This window comes from Streptomyces rubradiris (genome assembly GCF_016860525.1).
GTDB classification, from domain to species: domain Bacteria; phylum Actinomycetota; class Actinomycetes; order Streptomycetales; family Streptomycetaceae; genus Streptomyces; species Streptomyces rubradiris.
The window spans coordinates 2,260,372-2,274,387 of record NZ_BNEA01000015.1 but is presented as its reverse complement, the minus strand read 5'-3'; the positions used below and the strand labels follow the sequence as shown (position 1 = coordinate 2,274,387).

Below are 14,016 nucleotides of genomic sequence, written 5' to 3'. Positions count from 1 at the left end.
CATGGTGCGGCGTTCAGTTTCATAGTGTTTCGGTGGTCATAGCGTGAGGGAAACGCCCGGTTACATTCCGAACCCGGAAGCTAAGCCTCACAGCGCCGATGGTACTGCAGGGGGGACCCTGTGGGAGAGTAGGACGCCGCCGAACAAATTTTGATAATAAAGGTCGGATCCTGAACTTCGGTTCGGGGTCCGACCTTTTTTCGCTGTGCGTAACGTGTCGTTCACGTTCCGAGCACAGCATCCCGGCATGGGAACCGCAGCGCTGCTCAGGGCCGCCGGGGTCGGGGTCGGTGACGAGGTCGTCGTACCGGCTTTTGGGAACGTCGAAGTCGCCGAGGCCGTGGCCCTGGCGGGCGCGCTCCCGGTGTTCGCCGACATAGACCCGGTGACCTACTGCCTCGCCCCGGACGCGGTCGAGGCGGCCGTAACTCCCCGTACCGCGGCGGTCGTTGTCGTGCACCGCTTCGGACGGCGGGCCGACACGGGGCGGTTGCGCGAACTCGGGCAGCGGCACGGGCTGCTGGTGCTGGAGCAGGGCGAGTCCGAGGCGCCGTACGACGAGATAGCGCGGCGCCGGCAGCGGGCCGCCTATCTCGACGCCAGACTCAAGGGCGTGCACACGCCGGACGGCGGGGACGGGCACACCTATCAGCAGTACGTCGTGCGGGTGCCGGGCAACGGCCGGCCGGACCGGGACGCCTTCGCGCGGGCCCTGCGGTGCAGGGGAGTGGAGTGCCGGGTGCCGGTGAAGACGCCTGTGCACCGGCTGCCGGCCTTCCGCCGGTGCGTGTCGCTGCCGGAGACCGAGCGGGCCGCCGACGAGACACTCGCACTGCCCGTGGACGCCGCGCTCACCAAGCGGGACATGCAGCGGACGGCCGCCGCCTGCAACGCCCTCGGCGGGCTGCTCCAGCCCGCCTTCTGAACCAGTCCCGAACGAATTTGGGAACCAAGGGCTGTTCGGGGTACAGTTTCTTTGTCGCCGCGAGGGAAACCTCGAAAACGACAGGCCCCTATAGCTCAGTCGGCAGAGCGTCTCCATGGTAAGGAGAAGGTCAACGGTTCGATTCCGTTTGGGGGCTCAGCCAAAAAGGCCCCACCCTTCTCGGGTGGGGCCTTTTTCATGCTTCCTCACGCCTCCTGGTGAATGCCCGGGACGCGCATCGCCAGAATCGCCATGTCGTCCGACGGGGCGTCAGAGGCGAACCGCTCGACCGCGCGCATGATGCGCGCCGCGACCGCACCCGCCGTCAGTCCCGTGCACGTGGTGAGGACATCGGCGAGGCCGTCGTCGCCCAGCATGCGCGAGCCCTCACGGCGTTCGGTGACTCCGTCCGTGACGCAGAGCAGCACGTCCCCCGGGTCGAGGGTGACCGTCTCCTCGTACAGCTCCAGGTCCTCGATGACGCCCAGCAGCGGCTGCGGCTCGGCCGCGGCCGTCACCGTGCCGTCCTGGCGCAGGCGCAGCGGCAGCGGGTGGCCGGCGCAGACCACCTTCAGCTCGGCGCTGCCGTCCGCCCGGGTCCGCAACTCGCCGTAGAGGAGCGTCAGGAAGCGGCTGCGGTCCCCCTCGTCGAGGATCGCGGAGTTCAGGCGTTGTAGCACCGCTGGGCCGGACAGGCCCTCGCGGGCCAGCAGGCGCAGGGCGTGCCGGGCCAGGCCGGTGACCGCCGCCGCGTTGGGGCCGGTACCGCAGACGTCGCCGATGGCGAAGCCGTACGCGCCGTTGCCGATGGGGAAGACGTCGTAGAAGTCGCCGCCGACCTCGTTGCCCTCGCCCGCCGCGCGGTAGATGACCTCGACCTCGACGCCGTCGATCTGCGGCAGGCCGGGCGGGAGCAGGCTGCGCTGGAGGGACTGGCTGATGGCCGTGCGCTCCGAGTACAGGCGGGCGTTGTCCAGGGCGAGGGCGGCCCGGCGGCTGAGGTCCTCGGCGAGTTCCAGGATCTCCTGGCGGAAGTGCTCGTCGGTGGGCTTGCCGAGGGTCAGCATGCCGATGACGCGGTTGCGGGCGACCAGCGGCAGGACCACGGTCTCCCCGCCGACCGCGGCCGCCGTGGCCAGCGTCGGGCCGATGCCGGAGGCGATCCGGTGCGTGGGTCCGCCGGCCAGGCCCAGGCTGCGCATGGAGGTGCGCAGGGCCGCCTGGTGGGCGACCTCGCCCGGGGCCGTCCAGACCCGGGCGCCGGGGGTCGGCACCGGGTCCGGCGGCGGGATCTTCGACAGCAACGACTTGATGCCGTCGATGAGTTCCTCGTCCTCGTGCAGGACGTAGGACAGGTACGGCTCGGAGGCCTGGTCGGCGATCGTGTACACCGCGCACCAGGTGGCCAGGGTCGGGACCGTCATCTGGGCCATCAGGGCCAGCGTCTGGTCCCGGTCCAGGGTGCCGGCCAGCAGGTCGGATGCCTCCACCAGGAAGCTCAGCGAGCCGCGGCGCAGCCGCTCCAGCTCGCCGAGACGGGCCGACTCGACGGCCAGGGCGATCCGGTCGGCGGCGAACTGCAGGCGCAGCGCCTCCTCGTTGGTGTAGCGGCCGGGTGCCTCGGCGGCGACGCCCAGGGAGCCGGTGAGGCGGCCCTCGACCTTCAGCGGGACGGTGACGACCGAGCGCATGCCGGTGCCGGCGAGCAGCGGTACGGCCCCGGGGACGGCGGCCAGGTCGTCGTGGACGGCGGGCATGCGGGCGGAGCCGTAGCGGCCGGGGCCCGCCTCGACCGGTACGCGTGCGAAGCGCTGGCGGGCGGAGGGCAGTCCGGTGGAGGCGCGGACCTCCAGCTCGGTCTCGTCGTCGGTGGCCAGCAGCAGGAACGCGGAGTCGCCGTCGAGCATGTCGCGGGCGCGTTCCACGGTGCGCTGGAGCAGTCCGTCGAGGTCGTCCGGGGCGGGGGAGCCGATGAACACCTCGAAGGGGTCGGTGCTCTGGCCGTCGGAGGACGGCGCCTGGTCGCCGGCCGGGACGCGGGGCGGCGTCTGCAGGACGGCGCGTTCGTGGTCGCGGACCAGCAGGCACACGGTCGAGGGTTCGCCGCCGGTGTCACGGACCCGCAGATGGGAGGCGTACACCTGGGCCACGCGGCCGTCGGCGCGGCGGATGCCGTAGGTGCCCTCCCAGCGGGAGAGCTGGAGGGCCTCGGCGATGCCGGTGCCGGTGCCCGGGGTGTGCGGCCAGGCCGCGAGGTCGGTGAGGGGTTTGCCGATGACGTCGGAGGCCGGGTAGCCGAACAGCTCCTCGGCGTCCTCGTTCCAGGCGCTGATGCCGCCCTTGCGGTCGATCTGGAGGACGGCGACGCGGACCCGGCCGTCGGCCAGCGGCAGCAGGTCGGCGGGCAGGGCGGGCCCGGCGGTGCGGGTGCCGACCGGGCGTTCGGGGAGGTTGAGCTGGAACCAGACGTTCTTGTGGGTGGGGGTGTAGTCGACGCCCCAGCGGGTGGCCAGGGCCGCGCAGAGCTGGAGGCCCCGGCCGCCCTCGCGGTCCGGGCTGCCCATGGAGACGGCGGAGCTCTGGAGGGGGACCTCGCGCTCCGGGTAGCGGTCGGAGACCTCGATGCGCACGCCGTCCTCGGTGCGCAGGCACAGCACGTCCGCGTGCGTGCCCGCGTGGACGACGGCGTTGGTGACCAGCTCGCTGGTCAGGACGACCGCGTCGTCCACGATGTCGGCGAATCCCCAGCCCTGGAGGGTGTCGCGGACGAAGGACCGGGCGGTCGCGACGGAGCGCCCGACGGGTTCGAAACTGGCGGCCGCACGCGCGGTGATCACAGAACTCCTCGGCCGGTCGTCGGCATGCAGGGCTGTCTCGCCGGGCGGTTCGTGCCGCTGCTGCGGCATCAGCTCGCCCGTCGGCTGTGGGTCCGGGGGCTGTCCCCCGGGGATCAGTCCGGTGGTCATGATGTCCGGCCGCCCCTCCGATGCCCGCTCGTACTCGTGCCACCGCCCAGGCCGGTCGGACCGGTGCGGCTGGACAGCCGCATGCAAGGTTACTTACCTTCGCGGTCCGATCGGATGCCGGTCTTCGGTGTTTACGCCCCCAGGGTGTGCGGACGATGTGCGAAGCTGCCGAACTGTTATGGCCGGGTTCGGCCGGGGTGAAACACTGGGCAAGCTTCTGATGAAGGTCGGTCCGGGCCGCGTGTGCCGGGCGCACGGCGGGCAGCAGCCCCTGGTGTGGCCGTATCCCGTCTGGCGGACATACGCAGAAGCAACCGGTACGCGGACGCGGTCGGTATGCCGGTGACCGGCACGCCGGGCCGAAGCGGCCGAGCACAGCAGTAACGGTCTACCCCTCCGGGAGGGACACAGTGGAGTCTGGCGCGGCGACGCGAGGCACGAAGACGCGCGCGAAAGGCGGACCGTCCCTGGGCAGGAGCGGCGGCACCACGACGGTGGACACGGCCGCCCTGAACCGGCTGCTGGCGGCCCTCGTGGCGATGCGGGACGGGAACTTCCGCAAGCGGCTGACGGTCTCCGGGGACGGCGTGATGTCGGAGATCGCGGCGGTCTTCAACGAGGTGGCCGACCGGAATCTGCACCTGACCGGTGAGCTGTCCCGGGTGCGGCGCATGGTGGGGCGTGAGGGAAAACTCACGGAACGGCTGGAGACGGGTGCCTGCGAGGGCTCCTGGGCGACCGCCATCGAGCACTCCAACGCGCTGGTGGACGACCTGGTCTGGCCCGTGTCGGAGGTCAGCCGGGTGCTGACGGCGGTCGCCGAGGGTGACCTGTCGCCGCGCATGGAGCTGCGGACGCAGGCGCCGGACGGCGGTACGGGGCATCCGCTGCGCGGGGAGTTCCTGAAGGTCGGCCGGACCGTCAACAACCTGGTGGACCAGCTGTCGACGTTCACGGACGAGGTCACGCGCGTGGCCAGCGAGGTCGGCACCGAGGGCAAGCTCGGCGGGCAGGCCCGGGTGCGCGGGATGTCGGGTTCGTGGAAGGACCTGACCGAGTCCGTGAACACGATGGCGGACCGGCTGACCGCGCAGGTGCGGGACATCGCCCTGGTGACCACGGCGGTGGCCAAGGGTGATCTGTCCCGCAAGGTGACCGTGCATGTCGCCGGCGAGATGCTGGAGCTGAAGAACACCGTCAACACGATGGTGGACCAGCTTTCGGCCTTCTCCTCGGAGGTCACGCGGGTGGCCCGGGAGGTGGGCACCGAGGGCATCCTGGGCGGCCGGGCACAGGTGCCCGGGGTGGCCGGGGTGTGGAAGGAGCTGACCGACTCCGTCAACACGATGGCGGGCAACCTGACCGCGCAGGTGCGGGGCATCTCGCAGGTGACGACGGCCGTCGCCAGCGGTGATCTGTCGCAGAAGGTGACGGTTCCGGCGCGGGGCGAGGTGGCGCGGCTCGCCGAGACGATCAACCAGATGACCGAGACGCTGCGGATCTTCGCGGACGAGGTCACCCGGGTGGCGAACGAGGTCGGCGCGGAGGGGCGGCTCGGTGGTCAGGCGAACGTGCCGGGCGCGGCCGGTACGTGGAAGGACCTGACGGATTCCGTCAACACGGTGTTCCGGAACCTGACGACGCAGGTGCGGGACATCGCGACGGTGACGACCGCCGTGGCCAACGGCGATCTGTCGCAGAAGGTCACCGTGGACGTGGCCGGCGAGATGCTGGAGCTGAAGAACACCGTCAACGGCATGGTGGACCAGCTGTCGGCGTTCGGTGCCGAGGTGACGCGGGTCGCGCGGGAGGTCGGTGTCGAGGGCGAGCTGGGCGGCCAGGCGCAGGTGCCGGGCGCGGCGGGCACGTGGAAGGACCTGACGGACTCCGTCAACACCGCGTTCCGCAACCTGACCGGTCAGGTGCGCAACATCGCCCAGGTGACGACGGCGGTGGCGAACGGTGATCTGTCGCAGAAGGTCACCGTGGACGTCTCGGGTGAGATGCTCCAGCTGAAGAACACCGTGAACACCATGGTGGACCAGCTGTCGAGCTTCGCCGACCAGGTCACGCGGATGGCCCGGGACGTGGGTACCGAGGGCCGGCTGGGCGGTCAGGCTCGGGTGGACGGCGTCTCGGGTACGTGGAAGGAGTTGACGGACTCCGTCAACTTCATGGCCGGCAACCTGACGTCGCAGGTGCGGCAGATCGCCCAGGTGACGACGGCGGTGGCGCGCGGTGACCTGTCGCAGAAGATCGACGTGGACGCGCGCGGCGAGATCCTGGAGCTGAAGAACACGATCAACACGATGGTGGACCAGCTGTCCGCCTTCGCCGACCAGGTGACCCGGGTCGCGCGGGACGTGGGTACCGAGGGGCGCCTCGGCGGTCAGGCGCAGGTGCCGGGTGTCGCCGGTGTGTGGCGGGATCTGACCGACTCCGTGAACGGCATGGCGGGCAATCTGACGGCCCAGGTGCGCAACATCGCGCAGGTCGCCACCGCCGTGGCGCGCGGTGACCTCTCCCAGAAGATCACCGTGGACGCGCGCGGGGAGATTCTGGAGCTGAAGAACACGCTGAACACGATGGTGGACCAGCTGTCGTCGTTCGCGGACCAGGTCACGCGGGTGGCCCGTGAGGTGGGTACGGAGGGCATCCTCGGCGGGCAGGCCGAGGTGCAGGGAGTCTCCGGCACCTGGAAGGACCTCACGCAGTCCGTGAACTTCATGGCGAACAACCTGACGATCCAGGTGCGCAACATCGCCGAGGTGACGACCGCGGTCGCGAAGGGTGATCTGTCGAAGAAGATCACTGTTGACGCGAAGGGCGAGATCCTTGAGCTCGTCACGACGGTCAACACCATGGTTGATCAACTCTCCAGTTTCGCCGAGCAGGTGACCCGGGTGGCCCGCGAGGTGGGCACCGAGGGCATCCTGGGCGGCCAGGCGCACGTGCCGGGGGTCACCGGCATCTGGAAGGACCTCAGCAACAACGTCAACCTGATGGCCAACAACCTGACCATGCAGGTGCGCAACATCTCGCAGGTGGCCGCGGCCGTCGCCAACGGCGATCTGACGCGGCAGGTGACGATCGAGGCGCGCGGCGAGGTGGCGCAGCTCGCCGACACCATCAACACGATGGTCAAGACGCTGAGTTCGTTCGCCGACCAGGTCACCAAGGTGGCCCGTGAGGTGGGCACGGACGGCATCCTGGGCGGCCAGGCGCATGTCCCGGGCGTGGCCGGCACCTGGAAGGACCTCACCGAGTCGGTGAACCAGATGGCCTCCAACCTGACCGGTCAGGTGCGCAACATCGCCATGGTCACCACGGCGATCGCCAAGGGTGACTTGACGAAGAAGATCGACATTGACGCCCGTGGCGAGATCCTTGAACTGAAGACGACGATCAACACGATGGTGGACCAGCTGTCCAGCTTCGCCGAGGAGGTCACGCGCGTGGCCCGCGAGGTGGGCACGGAGGGACAGCTGGGCGGCCAGGCACGCGTGCGTGACGTGGACGGCACCTGGCGTGACCTGACCGAGTCCGTGAACGAGATGGCCGAGAACCTGACCCGGCAGGTGCGGGCCATCGCGCGCGTGGCGACCGCGGTGACCCGTGGCGACCTGAACCTGAAGATCGACGTGGACGCGGCCGGCGAGATCCAGGAGTTGCAGGACTACATCAACAAGATGATCGCCAACCTGCGTGACACCACGATCGCCAACAAGGAGCAGGACTGGCTCAAGGGCAACCTGGCCCGTATCTCCTCCCTCATGCAGGGCCGCCGGGACCTGGAGGACGTGGCCTCGCTGATCATGAGCGAGCTGACACCGGTGGTGTCCGCGCAGCACGGCGCGTTCTTCCTGGCGATGCCGCTGATGGAGGGCAAGGGCGTCGGCAACGGCGAGGACGACTACGAGCTGCGGATGCTGGGCTCGTACGGCTACTCGATGGGCTCCATGCCGACGTCGTTCCGGCCCGGTGAGGCGCTGATCGGCACGGCCGCCCAGGAGAAGCGCACGATCCTGGTGGACAAGGCGCCCAGCGGCTATCTGAAGATCTCCTCCGGGCTCGGCGAGGCCCCGCCCGCGCAGGTGATCGTGTTGCCGGTGCTGTTCGAGGGCAAGGTGCTCGGCGTGATCGAGCTGGCGTCGTTCACGCCGTTCACGCAGATCCAGCGGGACTTCCTCAGCCAGATCGCCGAGATGATCGCGACCAGCGTCAACACCATCTCGGTCAACACCAAGACCGAGAAGCTGCTCAAGCAGTCGCAGGAGCTGACCGAGCAGCTGCGGGAGCGGTCGGCCGAGCTGGAGAACCGGCAGAAGGCGCTGCAGGCCTCCAACGCCGAACTGGAGGAGAAGGCCGAGCTGCTGGCCCGGCAGAACCGGGACATCGAGGTGAAGAACACCGAGATCGAGGAGGCCCGGCAGGTCCTGGAGGAGCGCGCCGAGCAGCTCGCGGTGTCGATGCGCTACAAGAGCGAGTTCCTCGCCAACATGTCGCACGAGCTGCGCACCCCGCTCAACTCGCTGCTGATCCTGGCGAAGCTGCTCGCGGACAACGCCGAGGGCAATCTCTCGCCGAAGCAGGTGGAGTTCGCCGAGACCATCCACGGCGCGGGCTCCGACCTGCTCCAGCTGATCAACGACATCCTGGACCTGTCGAAGGTCGAGGCGGGCAAGATGGACGTCTCCCCGACCCGGATCGCGCTCGTCCAGCTCGTGGACTACGTGGAGGCCACCTTCCGGCCGTTGACCGCGGAGAAGGGCCTGGACCTGTCCGTGCGGGTCTCCCCGGAGCTGCCGGCGACCCTGCACACCGACGAGCAGCGGTTGTTGCAGGTGCTGCGCAACCTGCTGTCCAACGCGGTGAAGTTCACCGACTCCGGTTCGGTGGAGCTGGTGATCCGGCCCGCCGGCGCGGATGTGCCGGACTCCATCCGGGAGCAGTTGCTGGAGGCCGGTTCGCTGGCCGATCCGGACGGCGAGCTGATCGCGTTCTCGGTGACGGACACCGGCATCGGCATCGCGGCCAGCAAGATGCGGGTGATCTTCGAGGCGTTCAAGCAGGCGGACGGCACCACCAGCCGCAAGTACGGCGGCACCGGCCTCGGGCTGTCGATCTCTCGGGAGATCGCGCAGTTGCTCGGCGGTGAGATCCACGCGCAGAGCGAGCCCGGGCGCGGTTCGACGTTCACGCTGTACCTGCCGCTGCACATGAGCGAACTGCCGCCGCAGGGCTACCAGCAGCCCGCGCCCGCCCTGGAGGCCGGCGACCTGGTGGCCTCCGAGGCGCATCTGTCCTCGGAGCTGTCCGCGGTGGAGATCGAGACGCCGGCCGAGGTGAAGTCGTACCAGGAGACGCAGAACGGCCCCGCCGCGCTCTTCCGGCGCCGGCGGCGCTCCTTGCCCGAGGAGACGCAGCGGGCCGAGCAGTGGGCGGCCGTTCCCGAGCAGGAGCAGCCGGCGCCGCCCGTGGTGCGGTTCGGCGGCGAGAAGGTGCTGATCGTCGACGACGACATCCGCAACGTGTTCGCGCTCACCAGCGTCCTGGAGCAGCACGGGCTGTCGGTGCTGTACGCCGAGAACGGCCGGGAGGGCATCGAGGTCCTGGAGCAGCACGACGATGTGGCGGTGGTGCTGATGGACATCATGATGCCCGAGATGGACGGGTACGCGACGACCACGGCGATCCGCCGGATGCCGCAGTTCGCGGGCCTGCCGATCATCGCGCTCACCGCGAAGGCGATGAAGGGCGACCGGGAGAAGGCGATCCAGTCGGGCGCCTCCGACTACGTCACCAAGCCCGTCGACCCCGATCACCTGCTGTCGGTGATGAACCAGTGGATGCGGCCGGAGTGACCCGGGCCCGGCGGCCCGGCGGGGCGCGCCCGAAGGCGGGGGATCCCGCGGCGCGTGCGGGGAGTTGCTGCATGATGGGGGCCGGGAACACGCGGGAATCCCGGATTCCGGGAACCATCCGGGATCCCGCCGCGTTTCCGGTACGTGCACAGTGACATCGCGGTGACAGGGTGTGGCGACAGGCGGGGTGCGGCTACGATGACCGGCACAAGGACGGGCGGCGAAAGGGAGTCGTCCCCTGGGGCGGCGCCCGGTGTACCGCCGGGGCGAGGAGGGCGGGCCATGGTGCAGAAGGCCAAGATCCTCCTGGTCGATGACCGGCCGGAGAATCTGCTGGCGCTGGAGGCGATCCTCTCGGCGCTCGATCAGACACTGGTGCGGGCATCGTCCGGGGAGGAAGCGCTCAAGGCACTGCTCACGGACGATTTCGCGGTCATCCTGCTGGATGTCCAGATGCCGGGCATGGACGGCTTCGAGACGGCCGCGCACATCAAGCGGCGGGAGCGGACGCGGGACATCCCGATCATCTTCCTCACCGCCATCAACCACGGCCCGCACCACACCTTCCGGGGCTACGCGGCGGGCGCGGTGGACTACATCTCCAAGCCGTTCGACCCGCTGGATGTCCAGATGCCGGGCATGGACGGCTTCGAGACGGCCGCGCACATCAAGCGGCGGGAGCGGACGCGGGACATCCCGATCATCTTCCTCACCGCCATCAACCACGGCCCGCACCACACCTTCCGGGGCTACGCGGCGGGCGCGGTGGACTACATCTCCAAGCCGTTCGACCCGTGGGTGCTGCGCGCGAAGGTCTCGGTGTTCGTCGAGCTGTACATGAAGAACTGCCAGCTGCGGGAGCAGGCGGCGCTGCTGCGGCTGCAGTTGGAGGGCGGCGGCAAGGGCGGGGTGGCCGGCAAGGAGTCGGCCGGGCTGCTCGCCGAGCTGTCCGCGCGGCTCGCGGCCGTCGAGGAGCAGGCGGAGGCGCTGTCCAAGCAGCTCGACGACGACTCCGCGGACGCGGCGGCGGTGGCGACGGCGGCCCATCTGGAGCGCAAACTCACCGGGTTGCGCCGTGCTCTGGACGCGCTGGAGCCGGGCACGGGCGGCAGCGGTGCGTCGGTGCCGTCGCAGAACTGACGGAGCCCGTTCCGCGGATGCGGATGAGTGTGCGTCAATTTCGCTCCCCGGCAGGCACGACACGAACGGGTGAAGCTGTGGGCACACGTGTCCGCCGTCGTCTCCCCCGGTAACCTCACACCCATGGCCTCACGTCCCTCCGCAGCCAAGAAGCAGCCCGCCAAGAAGGCCGCTGCTCCCGCGAAGGCTCCGGCGAAGAAGGCCGCCGCGAAGAAGGCCCCGGCCAAGAAGGCCCCGGCCAAGAAGGCGCCCGCCAAGAAGGCCGTGGCGAGGAAGTCCGCGCCGCCGAAGCCGGCGCCCAGCCCCACCGGGGGCGTCTACCGGGTGGTGCGCGCCCTCTGGCTGGGCCTCGCGCACGCCGTCGGCGCCGTCTTCCGCGGCATAGGGCAGGGCGCGAAGAACCTCGACCCGGCCCATCGCAAGGACGGCGTCGCGCTGCTGCTGCTCGGCATCGCGCTGATCGTCGCCGCGGGCACCTGGGCGGACCTGCGCGGGCCCGTCGGCGACCTGGTGGAGATCCTCGTCACCGGCGCCTTCGGCCGACTCGACCTGCTGGTGCCGATACTGCTCGCGGTGATCGCCGTACGGTTCATCCGGCACCCGGAGAAGCCGGAGGCCAACGGACGGATCGTGATCGGCCTGTCCGCGCTCGTCGTCGGCGTGCTCGGCCAGGTCCACGTCGCCTGCGGCTCGCCCGCGCGCAGCGCCGGCATGCAGGGCATAAGGGACGCCGGCGGCCTCATCGGCTGGGCCGCGGCCACCCCGCTGACGTACACCATGACCGAGGTGCTCGCCGTACCCCTGCTGGTGCTGCTGACGATCTTCGGGCTGCTCGTGGTGACCGCGACCCCGGTCAACGCCATCCCGCAGCGGCTGCGGCGGCTCGGTGTAGTGCTGGGCGTGCTGCACGACCACGAGGCGGACCGGTTCGCCGTCGAGGAGGGGGCCTACGACGAGCAGTGGCGGGAGGCGGCGCCCGCGCGCCCGCGCAGGCGCTCCGGCGCCCCCCAGGCGTACGACCCCGAGGGCGCCGAGGCCGCGGCCCTGGCGCAGCGCCGAGGGCGCCCCAGGCGCTCCGCGGTGCCCCAGCCGGATCCGCAGCGGCAGCCGGACGCCGTGGACGTCGCCGCGGCGGCCGCCGCCGCGCTGGACGGCGCCGTGCTGCACGGCATGCCGCCCTCCCCGCTGGTCGCCGACCTCACCCAGGGCGTGGGCGCGGGCGAGCGCGAGGACACCACCCCGGTGCCCACACCCGCCCCCGCACCGGTGCCCGCCGCCCGCCCGAAGCAGGAGAAGCCCAAGCCCGCGGCCGTACCGGATCTGACCAAGGCCGTACCCGACCTGACGAAGAAGGCCCCCGAGGCGCCCCGTGAGCTGCCCGCGCGGGCGGAACAGCTCCAGCTGTCCGGGGACATCACCTACGCGCTGCCCTCCCTGGACCTGCTCCGGCGGGGCGGCCCCGGCAAGGCGCGCAGCGCCGCCAACGACGCGGTCGTCGCCTCGCTCACCCAGGTCTTCACCGAGTTCAAGGTCGACGCGGCCGTCACCGGCTTCACCCGCGGCCCGACGGTCACCCGCTACGAGGTGGAACTGGGCCCCGCCGTGAAGGTCGAGCGGATCACCGCGCTGACCAAGAACATCGCCTACGCGGTGGCCAGCCCGGACGTGCGGATCATCAGCCCCATCCCCGGCAAGTCCGCGGTGGGCATCGAGATCCCCAACACCGACCGGGAGATGGTCAACCTCGGCGACGTGCTGCGCCTCGCGGAGTCCGCCGAGGACGACGACCCGATGCTGGTCGCCTTCGGCAAGGACGTCGAGGGCGGGTACGTCATGCACTCGCTGGCGAAGATGCCGCACATGCTGGTCGCCGGCGCCACCGGCTCCGGCAAGTCGTCCTGCATCAACTGCCTGATCACCTCGGTGATGATGCGGGCGACCCCGGAGGACGTCCGGATGATCCTGGTCGACCCCAAGCGCGTGGAGCTGACCGCCTACGAGGGCATCCCGCACCTGATCACGCCGATCATCACCAACCCCAAGCGGGCCGCCGAGGCGCTGCAGTGGGTGGTCCGCGAGATGGACCTCAGGTATGACGACCTGGCCGCCTACGGCTACCGGCACATCGACGACTTCAACCGCGCGGTGCGCGAGGGCAAGGTCGAGCCGCCGCCGGGCAGCGAGCGCGAGCTCCAGCCGTACCCGTACCTGCTGGTGATCGTGGACGAGCTGGCCGACCTGATGATGGTCGCCCCGCGGGACGTCGAGGACGCCATCGTGCGCATCACGCAGCTCGCGCGAGCGGCCGGCATCCATCTGGTGCTCGCCACCCAGCGCCCGTCGGTCGACGTGGTCACCGGTCTGATCAAGGCCAACGTGCCCTCCCGGCTGGCGTTCGCCACCTCCTCGCTGGCCGACTCGCGGGTCATCCTCGACCAGCCGGGCGCCGAGAAGCTGATCGGCAAGGGTGACGGCCTGTTCCTGCCGATGGGCGCGAACAAGCCGACCCGTATGCAGGGCGCGTTCGTGACCGAGGAGGAGGTCGCGGACGTCGTCCGGCACTGCAAGGAGCAGATGGCGCCCGTCTTCCGGGACGACGTCACCGTGGGCACCAAGCAGAAGAAGGAGATCGACGAGGACATCGGCGACGACCTCGACCTGTTGTGCCAGGCCGCCGAGCTGGTCGTCTCCACCCAGTTCGGGTCGACGTCCATGCTCCAGCGCAAGCTGCGCGTCGGCTTCGCCAAGGCGGGGCGACTGATGGACCTCATGGAGTCCCGCAACATCGTCGGGCCGAGCGAGGGCTCCAAGGCGCGGGACGTCCTGGTGAAGCCGGACGAGCTGGACGGGGTGCTCGCGTTGATCCGCGGCGAGACCGAGGGGTGACGCGGAGGGCCGTTCGGACCAGCCCGGTTGCGCCGGGTGGCCGAGCGGCCGTGACCCACCCGTTAGGGGGCATGGGGCAACCGTTTGGGTTTGTCGCACGTCCAGTTGAGCGAAAGGTCAGGTAAGGGCCTCGCCCAGGGGTACCTGCTTGTCCGACCATCGGCATGTCGTGCCAATCCATTGGCGTACAAAGTCATACCGTCCGGTTGTCCCACCCTTTCGTCACCCCCCTAGA

4 protein-coding genes, 1 tRNA gene, 1 rRNA gene and 2 pseudogenes are annotated in these 14,016 nt (G+C 70.2%); 7 read left to right on the top strand and 1 reads right to left on the bottom strand.

Annotated features, from left to right (window positions below; translation table 11 throughout):
* Window positions 1–28: 28 nt before the first annotated feature.
* From rrf to Srubr_RS23160, 3 genes are all read left to right on the top strand, one after another.
* Window positions 29–145: ribosomal RNA gene (rrf, locus tag Srubr_RS23170) — 5S ribosomal RNA — on the top strand.
* A 117-nt stretch (window positions 146–262) separates the two neighbouring features.
* The gene (locus Srubr_RS23165) at window positions 263–925 is read left to right on the top strand and encodes a DegT/DnrJ/EryC1/StrS family aminotransferase (RefSeq protein ID WP_189997334.1); all 663 of its coding nucleotides are present in this window, start codon (window positions 263–265) and stop codon (window positions 923–925) included.
* 84 nt (window positions 926–1,009) lie between these two features.
* Window positions 1,010–1,082: transfer RNA gene (locus Srubr_RS23160), tRNA-Thr, on the top strand.
* A 49-nt stretch (window positions 1,083–1,131) separates the two neighbouring features.
* Here Srubr_RS23160 and Srubr_RS23155 read toward each other — a convergent pair.
* Complete coding sequence (locus Srubr_RS23155; RefSeq protein WP_189997319.1) at window positions 1,132–3,891, bottom strand: SpoIIE family protein phosphatase; 2,760 nt, start codon at window positions 3,889–3,891, stop codon at window positions 1,132–1,134.
* A gap of 410 nt (window positions 3,892–4,301) precedes the next feature.
* On the opposite strand from Srubr_RS23155, the gene Srubr_RS23150 reads away from it, so the two are divergent.
* The 4 genes and pseudogenes from Srubr_RS23150 to Srubr_RS23135 all read left to right on the top strand — a co-directional run bounded on the left by Srubr_RS23150 (window position 4,302) and on the right by Srubr_RS23135 (window position 13,781).
* Window positions 4,302–9,755 (top strand): HAMP domain-containing protein, encoded by a 5,454-nt coding sequence (locus Srubr_RS23150; RefSeq protein WP_189997318.1) that lies wholly within the window; start codon window positions 4,302–4,304, stop codon window positions 9,753–9,755.
* Window positions 9,756–9,953: 198 nt separating this feature from the next.
* Window positions 9,954–10,361 (top strand): annotated as a pseudogene (locus tag Srubr_RS41715) (response regulator); the annotation flags it as partial.
* Between the two features lie 12 nt (window positions 10,362–10,373).
* Window positions 10,374–10,895, top strand: a pseudogene (locus Srubr_RS41710) (response regulator); the annotation flags it as partial.
* Between the two features lie 123 nt (window positions 10,896–11,018).
* Window positions 11,019–13,781: a DNA translocase FtsK gene (locus Srubr_RS23135; protein WP_189997317.1), complete on the top strand. Its 2,763-nt coding sequence runs from the start codon at window positions 11,019–11,021 to the stop codon at window positions 13,779–13,781.
* Window positions 13,782–14,016: the final 235 nt, after the last annotated feature.

Coding starts and splice junctions, on each gene's coding strand:
- Srubr_RS23155 (WP_189997319.1), bottom strand. CDS start 3,891: ATGACCACCGGACTGATCCCCGGGGGACAGCCCCCGGACCCACAGCCG.
- Srubr_RS23135 (WP_189997317.1), top strand. CDS start 11,019: ATGGCCTCACGTCCCTCCGCAGCCAAGAAGCAGCCCGCCAAGAAGGCC.